Source organism: Amycolatopsis jejuensis (genome assembly GCF_000717335.1).
GTDB lineage: Bacteria > Actinomycetota > Actinomycetes > Mycobacteriales > Pseudonocardiaceae > Amycolatopsis > Amycolatopsis jejuensis.
Genome location: NZ_JNYZ01000001.1, coordinates 96604 through 112418, shown reverse-complemented (window position 1 = coordinate 112418; position 15815 = coordinate 96604). Strand labels below are relative to the sequence as shown.

The following is a 15815-nucleotide window of genomic DNA, read 5'->3' as shown; positions in this document are numbered from 1 at the left end:
CGGTCCCGGTGGGTGCGTCGGCTGCGGTGGGGTGGTGGGGGAAGTCCGTGAAGGGAACCTTCACGGAATGTAGGTCCGTGAAGGGAACCATGAGGGAATCTGCTTCCGTGAAGGTTCCCTTCACGGAATGGTTAGTGCGGGGGTGGTGCTGGCGACGTCCGACGTCGGCCGATTTTGGCTGGCCAAGTGTAGTGCGGTCAGTCGTGCGGGTACGCGGTCCAAGGTCCACGCTGCCAGTACCAAGGCGACTTTTGCCTGCATTTCCGTGCGGAGCCGCAAGAATGAGTCCGCTGGGTCTGCGCCGACTTCGCCCAGTAGCAGCCACCATGCCCAAGCGGCGGCTCCTGCATTCGCGATGAAGTCCGGGATCACTGCGACTCCACGGGCCGACAATGCAGCCTCTGCTTCCGGGGTCGTCGCCGCGTTGGCGGCCTCTACCACGACTTTTGCCTTCACCAGGTTCTCGTTGTCCACTCGCAGGGCATACGAAATCGCTGCAGGGACGAAGATGTCGGCGGCTGTCGAAACGATGGACTCCCGAGGCAAGAGCTGGATCCCGGTAGGCAAGCGGTCGCGGTCGATCTCTCCGAAGCGATCACGCAGGTCGAGGAGGGTAGGTACGTCGAGGCCGTCCGGGGCATAGAGAGTGCCCGCCGCATCTGCGACTGCTACGACCTTCATGCCTGCCTCATGCAGGTACCAGGCTGCTCCGCCGCCCATGGTGCCGATGCCTTGGATGGCGACGGTCGTCTCCGGGACCGTCCAGCCCCACGTGTTCGCTGCGCCCAGGCAGGCTTGCGCCACGCCGTATCCGCCGATCACGTCGCCGAGCAGCTGGCCGCCCGGTACCGGGGCGTTGAGTCCCGCCTGCACGCGCCGGAGTGTCCGCGCGGGATCGGCTGAGCGGTGGATTGCTGCGTGGTACGACTGTTCGAGGCCCAGCTGGGCGAAGACGTCGTCGACGAGGTGCTGCGGTACCCCGAGGTCCTCGGCGGTCACCCAGCTGTCTTCGAGCCACGGGCGGAGGAACTGGCAGAACCGGGTGAGGACGCCGGTGGCGCGCGGGTCCTTCGGGTCGAAGTCGAGGCCGCCCTTGGCGCCGCCGACCGGGAGGTTGAACGTGGCCGTCTTGTTCGCCATGCCGCGGGCGAGGTCGGCTACCTCGTCGATCGTGCAGCCGGCGCGCATCCGCGTGCCGCCGGTCGCGATGCCGGACACCAGGCTGTGCACGACCAGGTAGCCGTGCGCGCCCGTGACGGGGTCGGTCCACGTGAGCTTCATCAGCGGTTCGGCGTTGCGCGGGTCCATCGAGCCACTCACCTCCTCGGGTCTTGGGCGGCGCCGGTCGCCCCCTGCCTTCGAGAGTGCGGCCGGGGCCGGGTCCGCGTCCATTTACCGAACCTGCACGAAGTTGTTTAGGGTTCGTACATGGAGCTTTCGTTGCACCGCTTGCGGATGCTCCGCGAGCTGCGCCGCCGGGGCACGGTCACGGCGGCCGCCGCTGCGCTGCACTACACCGTGTCGGCCGTGTCGCAGCAGCTCGCGCAGCTCGAACGCGACGTCGGGGCGAAGCTGTTCGAACGGCTCGGCCGCCGCGTGCAGCTCACCGAGCTCGGCATCCTCCTCACCGAGCACGCCGAGGAAATCCTGGGCAGCGTCGAACGCGCGACGCTCGCCCTGGAGGAAGCACAGGGCACCATGTCCGCGCGGCTCACCGCGGGCGTGTGGGCGTCGGTCGCGTCCGGTCTGCTGCCGACCGCGCTCACGTCGCTGGCCGCGGACTACCCGGGAATCCAGGTCCGAACGAAGGAACTGGCGCCGGAGGCCACCGCGGACGCCGTGCGCGACGGTGCGCTCGACCTGTCCTTCGTCATCGACTACTCCGACGCGCCGATGGAGTGGGACCGCGGCCTGGAACGCGCGGTCGTGGCAGTGGAACGGATGCACGCGGCGGTGCCGGTGGGAGCGGTGCCGTCGACCGGGGTGTCGCTGGACGACCTCGCGGTGCACCCGTGGATCCTGGCGAGCCCGAAGTCCCACTTCGGCCGCGCGATCCGCACGGCCTGCCACCGGCACGGCTTCCAGCCGAAGATCAACCACGAGGTGGAGGAACAGTCGACGGCGATGGCGATGGTCGGTGCCGGGCTCGGGGTGACCTTGGTGTCGGACCTCGGCCTGCGCTTGCTGCGGCCCCCGGGGATCGACGTGGTGGCCCTGACGACGCCGTTGCTGCGAACGGTGTCGATCGCCTACCGCCGAACGGAGATCCGCCGTCCGGCGTTGCACCTGGTGATCGGGGCGGTGCAGGACGCGGCCGCTGAGCTCGGGCTGGGTACGGAGGCTGCGTTGCCGTGAGCTCGGCTCTGGCACAGCGGATTCGTTGCTGCTTGGAGTGTCGTGGCCGCAGCTGGTGCTTTCCCGCGTTCCGGTGCGCTGCCGTCGAAGTCCCCGTGCCCCGGATGGAGCAGCGCATCACCGTGTGTCGAATGCGTGAACTCCCAGGTCAGCGCACCTTACGAGGTTCTTATCGATCCCTGGCCGACGTTCGTAGCCCTGTTTTTGTCAGACCCCGCGTGTAGCGTCGCGAAGCGACGAGGTCCCGCCCCGGGAGCCTCCTGACGTGGACGGCGACAGATGACTGCAGTGCACGACTTTCCGGACAAATCCGGGAGTGCGGCGAACCTGTCCGCGCGGGTGCTTGCCGACCGCGCGGAAGGGGAACAGTACGTGGCTTCGGTGTGTTTCAAGCACGGGCCGCCGAGACTGCTCGGCGTGGAGCTCGAGTTCACCGTGCACCACGGCGACGACCCGGCTCGCCCGCTCGATCCCGATGTCCTGGCCACGGCGCTGGGTCCGCACACCCCGCGGACGCTGCGCCCCGACAGCCCCGCGGTCCCGCTCCCGGCCGGTGCGCCGGTGAGCCTCGAACCCGGGTGCCAGGTGGAGATTTCCGCTCTGCCACAGGCCTCGCTGCGTGTCCTGCACGCGGCTGTGGAGGCCGACCTCTCCCATCTCACTTCCCTCCTCTCCCGGCACGGGCTCGAACTGGGCACGGCGGGGATCGACGAGCACCGCCCGCCACGGCGGATCCTGCGCACGCCTCGCTACGCCGCGATGGAGCGCCGGTTCGCGCCGATCGGCGAGGGCGGCATCACGATGATGTGCAGTACCGCGGGCCTGCAGGTCTGCGTGGACGCGGGCGAACCCCACGAGGTCGCGGCGCGCTGGGCGGCCGCGCACGCGATGGGTCCGCCGCTGCTGGCTCTCTTTGCGAATTCGCGCGTCCATGCGGGTCGCGACACCGGATTCGAGTCGGCGCGGTGGCTTGCGGTGCTGGAAACCGAACCGGTGCGCTCGCAGTCGCCCCCTCCGAGGGGAGATCCGGCAGGCGAATGGGGCCGCCGGATGATGGACACGCCGCTCATGGTGCTGCCGCGCGGCGAGCGGCCGTGGGACGCGCCGGAGGGGCTCACGTTCGCCGACTGGATCGGCGGCCGCGGCGCGGCCGGGGTGCTGCGCCGTCCCACGGTCGCCGACCTCGACTACCACCTCACCACGATGTTCACCCCGGTGCGGCCACAGGGATACCTCGAGCTGAGGTACCTCGACGGCCAGCCGCCGGGGGAGTGGCTGCCGCCGGTCGCGCTGGTCACCGCGCTGCTGGCGAGTCCGTCCACAGTGGACGCTGTCCGGCGGGTGTGTGCGCCGGTCGCCGGGCGCTGGGCCGACGCGGCCCGGTGCGGCCTTGCCGATGCGGCGCTGGCCGCGACCGCGCGGGAGCTGGTGGAGCTCGGCATCGCCGCGCTCCCGGCCACCGGGCTGCCGGCGAGCACCGTCACGGACATCACCGCCGGGCTGCGGGCCCGCGTCACCGGATCGAGGAGTCTGCACCGATGACCACCGAGCACAACCCGTTGCTGGAGCTGAGCCCGCAGAACCTGCGGGCGCACGCCGCCGAAGCGCTCACCAGGGCCCGCGAGCGCAGCGTGGCCCTCACCGACGCGGTCGACGACGAGGACCTGGTGCGCCAGCATTCGAAACTGATGTCACCGCTGGTGTGGGACCTCGCGCACATCGGCAGCCAGGAGGAGCTGTGGCTGGTCCGCGACGTCGGCGGCCGGGAGCCGCTGCGCCCGGACATCGACGACCTGTACGACGCCTTCCAGCACCCGCGGGCCGACCGTCCGGCGCTGCCGTTGCTGGGGCCTGCCGAAGCGCGTGCGTACGTCAAAGAGGTCCGCGAGAAAGCGTTCGACGTCCTCGAAAAGGCGCCGCTGGAGGGACGGCGGCTCACCGAGAGCGCGTTCGCGTTCGGCATGATCACCCAGCACGAGCAGCAGCACGACGAGACCATGCTGGCCACGCACCAGCTCCGGCAGGGCGAACCGGTACTGCACGCGCCGGAGCCACCACGGGCGCCTGCCGTCCGGCTGCCTGCCGAGGTCCTCGTCCCCGGCGGCCGTTTCACCATGGGCACCACGGCGGAACCGTGGGCGCTGGACAACGAACGGCCCGCGCACGAGGTCGATGTACCCGCGTTCGTGCTCGACACCACCCCGGTCACCTGCGGCGCGTACGGGGAGTTCCTCGAATCCGGCGGCTACCAGGACCGGCGGTTCTGGAGCGAACCCGGCTGGGCGTACCGGCAGGAGCACGACATCACCGCGCCGCGGTTCTGGCACCGCGAGCCGGACGGCTGGTGGCGCACTCGGTTCGGCGTGCGGGAGCGGGTGCCGGAGCACGAGCCGGTGGTGCACGTGTCGTATTACGAAGCCGAGGCGTACACGCGCTGGGCGGGCAAGCGACTGCCCACCGAGGCGGAGTGGGAGAAGGCGGCCCGCCACGACCCGGCGAGCGGCCGATCCCGCCGGTTCCCGTGGGGTGACGAGGAACCGACTGCCGAGCACGCCAACCTGGGCCAGCGCCACCTGCGCCCGGCCGAGGCAGGCGCGTATCCGGCAGGCGCGTCGCCGCTGGGCGTGCACCAGCTGATCGGGGACGTCTGGGAGTGGACGAGCACCGACTTCCACGGCTACCCGGGGTTTTCCGCGTTCCCGTACCGGGAGTACTCGGAGGTGTTCTTCGGGCCGGAGTGCAAGGTGCTGCGCGGCGGGTCGTTCGGCACCGACGCGGCCGCCATCCGGGCCACGTTCCGCAACTGGGACTACCCGATCCGGCGGCAGATCTTCTCCGGTTTCCGGTGCGCGCGAGACCCGCGTCCGGGCGAGGCGGGGTAGCGGATGTGCCGTCACCTCGCCTATCTCGGCGCGCCGGTGTCCCCGGCGGAGCTGATGTTCGCCGCCCCGCATGCGCTGCTGGTGCAGTCGTACGCGCCGCTCGACATGCGCGGCGGCGGTTCGGTGAACGCCGACGGCTTCGGCCTCGGCTGGTATCCGGAGCCGGGTGCGCCGCCGCAGCGGTACCGGCGCCGCGAGCCACTGTGGACAGACCAGACGCTGCCCGCATTGGCCGCTTCGGCGCGCACCACGGCGTTCGTCGCGGCGGTGCGCAATGGCACCACCGGAATGCCGGTCACCGAAGCCGCGGCGGCGCCGTTCACCGACGGGCGCTGGCTGTTCAGCCACAACGGCGTCGTCCGCGGCTGGCCGGGTTCGATGCGCGGGCTCGCCGGCCGGGTCGACGTCACCGAGCTGCTCACGCTGGAGGCGCCCACGGATTCCGCGCTCCTGTGGGCGTTGCTCCGCGCGCGGCTGCGGGCGGGGGAGGAGCCGCTCGCCGCGGTCACCGCGCTCGTGCGTGAGGTCGAGGCGGTCGCCCCCGGCTCGCGGCTCAATTTCCTGCTCACCGACGGCGAAACGCTGGTCGGCACCACCTGGACGCACGCCTTGTCGTTGCGCCGCACCGAAACCGGCGTCGTACTGGCGTCGGAGCCGTGTGATCCGGACCCGGCGTGGACCGCCGTACCGGAGCACCACGCGGTGCACGTCACCGCGGCCGGCGTCGACGTCCTTCCCCTGAACCTGGAACGGAGCACCGCCCGATGACCGAAGCAGACCTGGAGAGCCATCGCAACGACGTCGCCGCCGAGCTGCGCGCCGACGTCCGCGAAGGGCTCACCGCGGCACAGAAGTGGCTGCCGCCCAAGTGGTTTTACGACGCCGAGGGCAGCGAGCTGTTCGAGAAGATCACCGTGCTGCCGGAGTACTACCCCACGCGCAGCGAGCGGGAGGTGCTGGCCGCGCGGGCAGTCGAGATCGCCGAGCTCACCGGCGCACACACGCTCGTCGAGCTGGGGTCGGGGTCGAGCGAGAAGACCCGGCTGCTGCTCAATGCGCTCACCGCGCACGGCACGCTCGAATCGTTCGTGCCGATGGACGTGTCGGAGACCGCGCTGGCAGAGGCGGCCTCGGCGATCTCGGCGGACTACCCGAAGCTCGAAGTCCGCGGGGTCGTCGGCGATTTCACCCGGCATCTGCAGCTGCTGCCGGGCACCGCGCCGCGGGTGGTCGCGTTCCTGGGCGGCACGATCGGGAACTTCCTGCCTGCCGAGCGCACGGAGTTTCTGCGGTCGGTACGGGAGGTGCTCGACGAGGGTGAATGGCTGCTGCTCGGCACGGATCTGGTGAAGGACCGCGAAATCCTGGAGCGCGCGTACGACGACGCGGCGGGGGTCACGGCGGCGTTCAACCGCAACGTGCTGCGGGTGATCAACGCCGAGCTGGGCGCGGACTTCGACCCGGACGCGTTCGAGCACGTCTCGTACTGGGACCCCGGCCACGAGTGGATCGAAATGCGGCTGCGCGCGCGGCGCCGGTTGGAGGTGCACATCCCGGGTGCGGATCTCGTGGTGTCGTTCGCCGAGGGCGAGCACATCCGCACCGAGGTGTCGGCGAAGTTCCGGCCGTCGGGGGTGGAAGCGGAACTGGCCGCGGCCGGATTCGAGGTCACGCGCTGGTGGACCGACTCGCAGCAGCGGTTCGGGGTGAGTTTGGCAAGATCAGTGCGTGCGTAACCCACTCGCGGCCCTCGCCCGCAAGCTCGGCACCCAGCCCCGGCTGATGGGCGCGTCGCGGGCCGTCATCGCCACCGACCGCAGGCTGCACCGGTGGTTCGGCGGCCGGATCAGCCTGGTCGGCCTTGCCGGGCTCCCCTCGCTGCGGCTCACCACCACCGGCCGCCGCAGTGGCCTGCCGCGGAGCACGAACTTGCTGTACTACCCACACGGCAGCGAGTTCGTGCTCACCGGCTCCAACTGGGGCCGCCCGCAGAACCCGGCCTGGACGTACAACCTGCGCGCGAACCCACAGGCAGTCGTCGCCCTGCGCGGCCGCGAGGTCGAGGTGAAGGCGCGCGAGCTGGAAGGCGACGAGTACGCCCGGATGTGGGCCGAACTGCTGGAATTCTGGCCGGGGTACGAGATGGAACGCGCTGCGGCCGGGCGCGAGCTACCGGTTTTCGTCCTCACTCTTCGCCTTGATGCCGAGTCCCGGTAGGGCGTCGGGCGGTGGCCGGTCTCGAATGCAGGCGGGATGCGAGCAGGTGACCTGTTCTCGGCTGGTGGGCTGGCCGGTCCGCCGGGGTGAGTCGTACGAGCGGGTCCTGCTCCGCGGAGAGATCCGGAAATCGTCGAGTGTTCACTCGATGAAGGCAGGCAGAGCCAGCAGATAGGTCATGGAAACCGCGGCGATGACGGCGTCGGGTCCGGCGACGTACGAGTGCGGGACGTCTGCCCGGTAGCTGATGAAGTCCCCGGCGGTCATTTCGTGCAGGTTGTCCGTCGGGCCGGTCTTCAGGGTTCCCGTGATCACGGTGATGTGCTCGGTGGTGCCGGTGGCGTGCGGCTGCCGGTCGAGGCGTTGTCCCGGGCCGAGGCGCAGGCGCCAGAACTCGGTCATCCCGCTGCCGCCGACGCGGGCGAGCAGGTGCTGGGTGGGCGTCGGGGCGGAGGCGGGCGGGCTGCGGTCGAGCCGGACGGCAGGCGTCGTCAGCTCGGCGAGCAGGTCGATGAGCGGCAGGCGGAGCGCGGCCGCGAGCGCACCGATCGTGTCCAGGGTGGGATTGCCCTGGCCTGCTTCGAGTTTCGACAGGGTCGCTCGCGCGACGCCGGACGCGCGGGCCAGCTCGGCGGCGTTCATCGCGCGTTCCTCGCGGAGCCGGCGGACCCGCTTGCCGAACGTCTCTTGCAAGTTCGAACCTTCCATGTGTCTACTATAGCGAACGTATGGTTCGTTAAAGTAGGCATCCGGGAGGATTCGTGGACGCTCTGACAGCGGCGGGGGCGACAGTCCGGGCGGCAGTCGCCCAGGCCACGCCCGTCATCTTCGATTCGGCGGCGACGCTCGACGTGGTGGCCGGCTGGTCGGCGCGGGCCGCCGAAGCCGGTGCCAGGCTGCTCGTGTTCCCGGAGGCGTTCGTCGGCGGCTACCCCAAGGGCAGTACCTTCGGCGGCGTCGTCGGGGACCGGACGACGGCCGGCCGCGACGCCTTCCGCCGCTACCTCCAGGCGGCCATCACCGTGCCTGGACCCGAGTGCGACCGGCTGGGTCAGCTGGCCCGGCAGTCCGGCCTGCACCTGGTCATCGGCATCGTCGAGCGCGATGGCGGAACTCTGTACTGCACCGTGCTCTTCTTCTCGCCCGGCGGTGACCTGCTGGGCAAGCGCCGCAAGCTGATGCCGACCGGCGCCGAGCGCATGATCTGGGGCTTCGGCGACGGCTCGACCATGGACGTCCACCCGACCCCGATCGGGCGGCTGGGTGCGGTGATCTGCTGGGAGAACCTGATGCCGGCGGCCCGGCTTGCCATGTACGCCAAGGGAATCGAGCTCTACTGCGCGCCGACCGCCGACGGACGCGAGAGCCACCACGCGACCATGCGTCACATCGCACAGGAAGGCAGGTGCTTCGTCTTGGCGGCGAACCAGGTCACCCGCGTGCGTGATTTCCCCGCCGACCATTTCGACAGTGCTGCCACCACCACGCCGGAGCAGGTCGTGTCCCGGGGCGGGAGCAGCATCATCGGTCCGCTCGGGCAGGTTCTCGCCGGGCCGGTGTACGACGAGGAAGCGCTGCTGGTCGCGGACCTCGACCTGGACGAGATCGCCAGGGCCAAGTACGACTTCGACGCCGTGGGCCACTATGCCCGCCCCGACGTCTTCCGCCTCCTCGTGGACGAAAGCCCGAAGCCGCCCGTCACGACGACAGCGGGCGACTGGCAACCGGCGGGGAGTGTCGCGTGATCCCCACCGGCGAAGACCTGACCCAGGCCCACGCCCGCCTGCGCCCCCACATCCGGCACACCCCGATCTTGTGCATCGACCAGGCGGACGTGGGCTCGGTTACCTTGAAACTGGAGCAACTGCAGCACACCGGCTCGTTCAAGGCCCGAGGCGCACTGAACGCCGTGCTGACCATGCCCGCCACGGCGACCTCCGTCACTGCGGCCTCCGGTGGAAACCACGGTGCCGCGGTCGCCTGGGCCGCCCGCCGGGCAGGCGTCCACGCGACCGTCTTCGTCCCGTCGTTCTCGCCGCAGATCAAGCAGGACGCCATCCGTCGGCACGGCGCGGACCTCCGCGTTGTCGACGGCTTCTACGCCGACGCGTTGGAAGCGAGCCAGAAGTTCGCGGCCGACCAGGGCGCGGTCCACATCGACGCCTACGACGACATCGCCACCGTCGCGGGGCAGTCGTCCGTCGGAGCCGAACTGGCCGAGCAAATCCCCGCCGGTGACGTCGTCATCGTCAGTTGCGGTGGAGGCAGCCTGTTCGCCGGTGTTTCCCTCGCCCTGCGTGGGCGCAACACCGTCATCGCCGCGGAACCCGAAACGGCGCCTTCGCTCGCCTCGGCAGTCGCCGCCGGTCGCCCGGTCGATATCGACGTCGACCGCACCGGTGTCGCCGTGGACAGCCTCGGTGCCCGCCGGGCCGGTGCCATCGCCACCGCAGTCGCGCTGGACCTGCGCTCCACGGTCCTGCTCGTTCCCGACCAGGCGATCCGCAATGCGCAAAAGCACCTGTGGGACAACCTCCGCCTCTCGGTCGAACCCGGCGGCGCCACCGCACTGGCGGCTGCCGTTCATCACGCTCGCGATTTGGCTGACCAGCGCATCACCGTGGTGATCAGCGGCGCGAACTCGTAGCCCGCACCGCGCACCTCGATGGCTCTGTCGATCTTCCTCCTTTCGGCCGGTGTCCGGGTTGGCGGGATTGTGCGAGTCTCGGTGACGCCCCGTGATCGGGCGGGTGCGCAAACAGGGGAGGTTCGACGTGCGGGGATCGAGAAGAACTAGCGGGGGTGTGCTGGTCACCGCGCTCGCGACGGCACTGGCCGGGCTGGCGGGCACAGCGTCGGCGGCACCAGCGGGGGCTGGGGAAGCCCAAGCTGCCGACATCGCACAGACGACACCCGTGAAATGGGCCGAGTGCAGTAAGGACCAGTTGAAGGGAGTACCGCCCGAACAGGCAACCCAGTACAGCTGCGCCCGGTACCGCGTCCCGATCGACCACGATGACGCGTCGCTCGGCACCATCGACATCGCGCTGATGAAGCGGGCGGCCAAGGTGCCCGGGCAGCGGATCGGGTCGCTGTTCCTCAACCCGGGCGGGCCGGGTGGCTCCGGGCTGCGGATGCCGATCGCGGGGGACCGGCTCTTCCGCCCGCAGGTGCTCGACCGCTTCGATCTCGTCGGGTTCGATCCGCGCGGGGTCGGCGACAGCAACCCGCTGCGCTGCTTCACCACCGCCGAGGACGCTCAGGACGTACAGAGCCAGCTGCTCCCGCTTCCGTTGTCCCGCAAGGAAATCTCCGGCACGCTCGCCGGGTACCGGGACTACGGGCAGTTCTGCCGCCGCAATGCCGGTGCGCTGCTCGACCACATGTCCACGCGCGACGTCGTCCGTGATCTCGACCAGCTGCGCGCCGCGGTCGGCGACCGGCAGCTCACCTACACCGGGTTCTCGTACGGCACCCTCGTCGGCTCGACCTACGCGGCGATGTTCCCGAAGCAGACGCGGGCGATCGTGATCGACGGGAACGTCGACCCGAAGCTGCGCACCAACGATGGCGTCAGCTACGACCTCCAGCGCGCGCAGGGCTTCGAAATCGCGCTCGACGCGTTCCTCAAACGTTGTGCCCAGGTCGGCGACAAGTGCGCGTTCAGCAAGGGCGGCGACCCGCGGGCGAAGTTCGACGAGCTGCGCGAGCACGTCCGCACCGAGCCGATCACGCTCCCCGGCGGCAGCCGCCTGGACCTCGCCTCGCTCACCAACGCGGTGTCGGGGGCGCTGTACTCGCCCGATGGGTTCGGTCAGCTGGCCAAGGGCCTGCAGCAGGCGTACGACGCGCTGCATCCGTCGGCGCAGAGCCAGTCGGCCGGGCCGTCTCTCCTTCGCCCCGGTCGCGGCGGGCTCGTGGACCTGCGGCCGGACAGCCCGTACACCGGCAACGACTCGTATCTCGGGGTGAACTGCGCGGACAAGCCGATGCGCATCGACCAGGCACAGGTACCGCGGATTGCCGCGGCGGCCGATCGGGAGTCGCCGACTTTCGGGCGCTACCAGGTGTTTTCCGACATTGCCGCGTGCCCGGTGTGGCCGGCGGCGAAGACGTCCGACCCGTACCGCGGGCCGTGGCGCGTGCGCACCGCGACGCCGGTGCTGGTGGTCAGCAACTTCTACGACCCGGCCACGCAGTACCGGTTCGGGCAGCGGATGGCCGACGAGCTCGGTAACGCGCGGCTGCTGTCGGTGGACGCGTTCGGCCACTGCATCCTCGGCGCCGCCCGAGGGGTGGACGACGCGGCGGCCGCGTACCTGATCGACCTGAAGGTGCCCGCAGACGGGCAGGTGTTCCAGCCCGACCGGCAGCCTTTCACCAATCCGGCACAGGGCTGAACCGGTTGATCTTGAGGTCGTAAACCGGGCATAACCGGACAGCGCTCTTGTCAGGTGTCGACGGATCCGTGAAAGTGTCCGCCAGATGTTCACCTGAGGGGAGTTGACGTGCGGCGCTGGGTGAGCGGCGTGGCGCTGGGCGTCGTGCTGGCCGGATGTGCTGCGCCGGCCGGCCCGGTTGCGGTGTCGCGCTCGGCCTGCGGGGACGGCTGGACCGCCCCGCCGGCCGGGCCGCAGACGCTGCAGATTCGCAACAACGCCGCGGTCACCATGGAGGTCGAGGTCGTCGACCCGGCCACCGGCACGGTGTTCGGCGAGCTGGAGGGCGTCGGCCCCGGCACGACGCGAGCGCTACCGGTGAACTTCGGCAACGGCGCGTATGCCCTGCGTTGCGCGCCCGAGGACGGTACGCCGTTCGTGGGACCGACAGTCCAGGTCACCGGCGGCACCGACCGTCCCGGACCCGCAGTGGTGCCGGTGACCAACGCCGACCTGTTGGGGCCACTGAAGCAGTACCACGCGTACGTCGCCGATGGGCTCGCCACGCTCACCGGCCAGACCGCGGCCTTGGCGCAGACGATTCACTCGGGCGATCGATCCGCGGCCCAGCAGGCTTGGCTCACCGCGCACCTCACGTACGAGCGGCTCGGCGCCGCCTACGACGCGTTCGGCGACTCCGACGGCGTGATCAACGGCACCACCGCGGGCCAGCCCGACACCGGCTTCCACCGGCTCGAAAACGGCTTGTGGCACAACGAATCGCTACCCGAATTGGAGCCGATCGCGGCCCAGCTCGACCAGGCGGTGCGGCAGCTGCGCACGTCGTTCGCCGACGCCCAGATCGACCAGAACGACCTCGGCCTGCGCGCACACGAGATCATGGAGAACACGCTGCAGTTCGAACTCACCGGACGTACTGACTACGGCAGCGGCTCCAACCTCGCGACCGCCGGAGCGAACCTCTCCGGTACCCGCGCGGTGCTCGACGTCCTGCGTCCGCTGCTGACCACTCGCTTCCCGGGGCTGCCGGACCTGGACGCGTGGATCACCCGCACCGAGCGGGACCTTCGTGCGGTGGCGGGCAAGCCGCTGTCCGCGCTGGATCGGCGGCAGCGGGAGCGCGTGAACGGCGATGTCGCGGAGCTGACCGAACGCCTGGCCCCGATCGCCGCCATCACGGAACCGAGGAGAATCTCTTGAGGCGGCGGGCATTCCTCCGGACTGCCGCGGCCGCTGGTGCCGGGGTAGCGGGTCTCGCCGGAAGTGCCGCCGCACCGCCACGGTACGAACGCACGGGAACCTTCCATGGCAGCAGGCAAACAGCCCTCCTGGCCGAACCCGCGAGACATTCCATCGTCGCAGCCTTCGACGTCATCGCCGAAAACCGCGCAGAACTCACCACCTTGCTCCGCGAGCTGACCGACCGCGCGAGATCGCTCACCACCGGCGGCGCGCCCGCGGCAGTGGGGATCACCGGCCCGCCCGCGGACTCCGGCGTGCTCGGGCCCGAGGTCCCGAAAGGACAGTTGTCCGTGCTGGTCGGCGCCGGGGCATCACTTTTCGACGAGCGGTACGGCCTCGCCGCACGCAAACCGGCCAAGCTCAAGCCGATGCCGACGTTCCCCGACGATGTACTCGATCCCGGATGGTGCCACGGAGATCTCAGCCTCGTCCTCAACGCGGCCGAGCCGGACACCGTGCTCCACGCGCTCCGCGACATCGCCCGCGCGACCAGGGGCGGGATGCAGCTGCGGTGGAAGATCGACGGCTTCAGCTCGCCACCGCGACCGGCCGGAACCCCGCGCAACCTCCTCGGCTTCAAGGATGGCACCGCGAATCCCGAACCGGACAGTCTCGTGTGGACGGACGACGGCGGCAGCTACCAGGTGATCCGGCTGATCCGGATGCTCGTGGAGTTCTGGGACCGGGTCTCGCTGTCCGAACAGGAGAACATGATCGGCCGCCGCCGCGACACCGGCGCACCGCTCGACGGCGCCGCCGAGCACGACGTACCCCGTTACGACGAGGACCCGGTCGGCACCGTCATCCCGCTGACCAGCCACATCCGGCTGGCCAACCCACGCACCCCGCAGACCGATGGCGAGCGGATCCTGCGCCGCGCGGTGAACTACGACCGCGGGGTCGATGCGAACGGGAACCTCGACATGGGCCTCGTCTTCACGTGTTACCAGCGCGACCTCGAGCGGCAGTTCGAAGCCGTGCAGAAGCGGCTCGCAGGGGAGCCGCTCACCGACTACGTCTCGCCGTTCGGGGGCGGGTACTTCCACCTGTTCCCCGGTGTGACGGACCCGGCCGACCACTACGGCCAGGCACTGCTGAACTGAAGGGAGCACGGGGTGGAGCGGACCAGGAGACGCGCAACCGGGGCGGTCGCGCTGGCAGCGACGGCAGCTTTGACGGCGGCGTGCGCGAGCAGTTCGGCGGCACCACCGCCGGCGGCATTGCCCGCACCCGACACCATCACCACGGCGACGCCGATCAAACACGTGGTGGTGCTCTTCGGCGAGAACATTTCCTTCGACCACTATTTCGGCACATATCCCCACGCCACCAACGAAAACGGCACCCCATTCCACGCCAAGCCGGACACGCCGAAGGTCAACGGCCTCACCCCCGAACTCCTGCAGCACAACCCGAACGCCTACAACCCGAAGCGGCTCAGCCCGGACCAGGCGCTCACCTGCGACCAGTCCCACGACTACAACAAAGAGCAAGCCGCATTCAACGGCGGCAAAATGGACAAGTTCGTCGAGAACACCGAGCGGGGCAAATGCACCGGGCAGCCCGTTCTCTTCGGCGAGCCGGGTCTGGTCATGGATTATTTCGACGGCAACACCGTCACCGCGATGTGGAATTACGCCCAGCATTACGCGCTCAACGACAATTCCTTCGACACCGTTTTCGGCCCGTCCAGCCCGGGCGCGATCAACCTCGTTTCCGGGCAGACCCACGGCCTCCAGCCGGTCGATTCGGTCACCGGGGAGCCGAAGGTCGACCCGCACACCGCGGCGTCGCCGGACTCCCGCGGCGTCGGCACGATGATCACCGACCCGGACCCGGCGTTCGACGACTGTTCCGGCAAGAACCACACCGCCACCGACAACCTGGGCGCGTTCGAGGGCCGCAACGTCGGCGACCTGCTGAACGCCCGCGGCGTCACGTGGGGCTGGTTCGAGGGCGGCTTCCGGCCGACCGGTGAGGCGAACGGGTACGCCGTCTGCGGCACGAAGCACCCGAACGTGGGCGGCCAGGCGTCGGTCGACTACAGCCCGCACCATCAGCCGTTCCAGTACTACCGATCGACTTCGAATGCCAAGCACCGGCCACCGTCGTCACTGCGCGCGGTGGGCCAGCACGACCAGGCGAACCACCAGTACGACGTGCGCGATTTCAACGACGCCCTCGCCGCGGGCACCATGCCGGCGGTGAGTTTCCTGAAGGCGCCGGAGTACCAGGACGGGCACGCCGGGTACTCCGACCCACTCGACGAGCAGGCGTTCGTGGCCGACGAGATCAACCGTATCCAGGCGTCGCCGCAGTGGCGGAACACCGCGATCATCCTGGCGTACGACGATTCCGACGGCTGGTACGACCACGTCCCGTCGACGATCGTCAACGGCTCGCACGACGCGCAGCAAGACTCGCCGGTGTGCAGTTCGCGCCCGGTGAAGCTGGGCGGTTCCGCCGACCGCTGCGGGTACGGCCCGCGCCTGCCGCTGCTGGTGATTTCGCCGTACAGCAAGGTGAACCACGTCGACCACACGCTGACCGACCAGACGTCGGTGCTCCGGTTCATCGAGGACAACTGGCACCTCGGCCGCATCGGCGGCGGATCGTACGACGCGCTGGCCGCGCCGATCACCGGAATGTTCGACTTCTCCCACCCGGCGGCGAAACCGCTGAAGCTCGACCCGAAAACCGGGGCGGTGATCGGCTAGGC

The 15815-nt window shown here is 70.0% G+C and carries 14 protein-coding genes; 12 read left to right on the top strand and 2 right to left on the bottom strand.

The window, feature by feature from the left end:
• Nucleotides 1-120 precede the first annotated feature (120 nt).
• The gene (locus OO71_RS00530) at nt 121-1308 is read right to left on the bottom strand and encodes a Glu/Leu/Phe/Val dehydrogenase dimerization domain-containing protein (RefSeq protein ID WP_033287569.1); all 1188 of its coding nucleotides are present in this window, start codon (nt 1306-1308) and stop codon (nt 121-123) included.
• 120 nt (nt 1309-1428) lie between these two features.
• Between OO71_RS00530 and OO71_RS00525 the strand changes: the two genes are divergently transcribed.
• From OO71_RS00525 to OO71_RS00500, 6 genes are all read left to right on the top strand, one after another.
• Nucleotides 1429-2355 carry a LysR family transcriptional regulator gene (locus OO71_RS00525; protein WP_033287568.1) on the top strand — a complete coding sequence of 309 codons (927 nt, stop codon included), beginning with the start codon at nt 1429-1431 and terminating at the stop codon, nt 2353-2355.
• Between the two features lie 279 nt (nt 2356-2634).
• Nucleotides 2635-3897, top strand: a complete 1263-nt coding sequence (locus tag OO71_RS00520) for a glutamate-cysteine ligase family protein (protein ID WP_033287567.1) — start codon at nt 2635-2637, stop codon at nt 3895-3897.
• Entirely contained in the window at nt 3894-5237 is a 1344-nt protein-coding gene (gene egtB / locus OO71_RS00515; RefSeq protein WP_033287566.1) for an ergothioneine biosynthesis protein EgtB, read from the top strand. Before OO71_RS00520 ends, egtB begins: the two co-directional genes overlap by 4 nt.
• Nucleotides 5238-5240: 3 nt before the next feature.
• The gene (gene egtC / locus OO71_RS00510; RefSeq protein WP_033287565.1) at nt 5241-6005 is read left to right on the top strand and encodes an ergothioneine biosynthesis protein EgtC; all 765 of its coding nucleotides are present in this window, start codon (nt 5241-5243) and stop codon (nt 6003-6005) included.
• Nucleotides 6002-6973: an L-histidine N(alpha)-methyltransferase gene (gene egtD / locus OO71_RS00505; protein WP_033287564.1), complete on the top strand. Its 972-nt coding sequence runs from the start codon at nt 6002-6004 to the stop codon at nt 6971-6973. The genes egtC and egtD overlap by 4 nt, the downstream gene beginning before the upstream one ends.
• 46 nt (nt 6974-7019) lie before the next feature.
• Nucleotides 7020-7454 carry a nitroreductase family deazaflavin-dependent oxidoreductase gene (locus OO71_RS00500; RefSeq protein ID WP_033287732.1) on the top strand — a complete coding sequence of 145 codons (435 nt, stop codon included), beginning with the start codon at nt 7020-7022 and terminating at the stop codon, nt 7452-7454.
• Between the two features lie 141 nt (nt 7455-7595).
• Here OO71_RS00500 and OO71_RS00495 read toward each other — a convergent pair whose 3' ends face one another.
• Nucleotides 7596-8162, bottom strand: a complete 567-nt coding sequence (locus tag OO71_RS00495) for a helix-turn-helix domain-containing protein (RefSeq protein ID WP_033287563.1) — start codon at nt 8160-8162, stop codon at nt 7596-7598.
• 53 nt (nt 8163-8215) lie between these two features.
• On the opposite strand from OO71_RS00495, the gene OO71_RS00490 reads away from it, so the two are divergent.
• From OO71_RS00490 to OO71_RS00465, 6 genes are all read left to right on the top strand, one after another.
• Nucleotides 8216-9199: a nitrilase-related carbon-nitrogen hydrolase gene (locus tag OO71_RS00490; protein WP_051790854.1), complete on the top strand. Its 984-nt coding sequence runs from the start codon at nt 8216-8218 to the stop codon at nt 9197-9199.
• Nucleotides 9196-10101 (top strand): serine/threonine dehydratase, encoded by a 906-nt coding sequence (locus OO71_RS00485; protein WP_051790853.1) that lies wholly within the window; start codon nt 9196-9198, stop codon nt 10099-10101. Before OO71_RS00490 ends, OO71_RS00485 begins: the two co-directional genes overlap by 4 nt.
• Before the next feature lie 127 nt (nt 10102-10228).
• Nucleotides 10229-11854 carry an alpha/beta hydrolase gene (locus OO71_RS00480; protein WP_245633529.1) on the top strand — a complete coding sequence of 542 codons (1626 nt, stop codon included), beginning with the start codon at nt 10229-10231 and terminating at the stop codon, nt 11852-11854.
• Between the two features lie 108 nt (nt 11855-11962).
• Nucleotides 11963-13054 carry an EfeM/EfeO family lipoprotein gene (locus OO71_RS00475; RefSeq protein ID WP_033287561.1) on the top strand — a complete coding sequence of 364 codons (1092 nt, stop codon included), beginning with the start codon at nt 11963-11965 and terminating at the stop codon, nt 13052-13054.
• On the top strand, nt 13051-14199 hold the full coding sequence (locus tag OO71_RS00470) for a Dyp-type peroxidase (RefSeq protein WP_033287560.1): 1149 nt from the start codon (nt 13051-13053) through the stop codon (nt 14197-14199). The genes OO71_RS00475 and OO71_RS00470 overlap by 4 nt, the downstream gene beginning before the upstream one ends.
• 12 nt (nt 14200-14211) lie before the next feature.
• Nucleotides 14212-15813: a phospholipase C gene (locus OO71_RS00465; protein WP_033287559.1), complete on the top strand. Its 1602-nt coding sequence runs from the start codon at nt 14212-14214 to the stop codon at nt 15811-15813.
• Nucleotides 15814-15815: the final 2 nt, after the last annotated feature.

Coding starts and splice junctions, on each gene's coding strand:
- OO71_RS00530 (WP_033287569.1), bottom strand. CDS start 1,308: ATGGACCCGCGCAACGCCGAACCGCTGATGAAGCTCACGTGGACCGAC.
- OO71_RS00525 (WP_033287568.1), top strand. CDS start 1,429: ATGGAGCTTTCGTTGCACCGCTTGCGGATGCTCCGCGAGCTGCGCCGC.
- OO71_RS00520 (WP_033287567.1), top strand. CDS start 2,635: ATGACTGCAGTGCACGACTTTCCGGACAAATCCGGGAGTGCGGCGAAC.
- egtB (WP_033287566.1), top strand. CDS start 3,894: ATGACCACCGAGCACAACCCGTTGCTGGAGCTGAGCCCGCAGAACCTG.
- egtC (WP_033287565.1), top strand. CDS start 5,241: ATGTGCCGTCACCTCGCCTATCTCGGCGCGCCGGTGTCCCCGGCGGAG.
- egtD (WP_033287564.1), top strand. CDS start 6,002: ATGACCGAAGCAGACCTGGAGAGCCATCGCAACGACGTCGCCGCCGAG.
- OO71_RS00500 (WP_033287732.1), top strand. CDS start 7,020: ATGGGCGCGTCGCGGGCCGTCATCGCCACCGACCGCAGGCTGCACCGG.
- OO71_RS00495 (WP_033287563.1), bottom strand. CDS start 8,162: ATGGAAGGTTCGAACTTGCAAGAGACGTTCGGCAAGCGGGTCCGCCGG.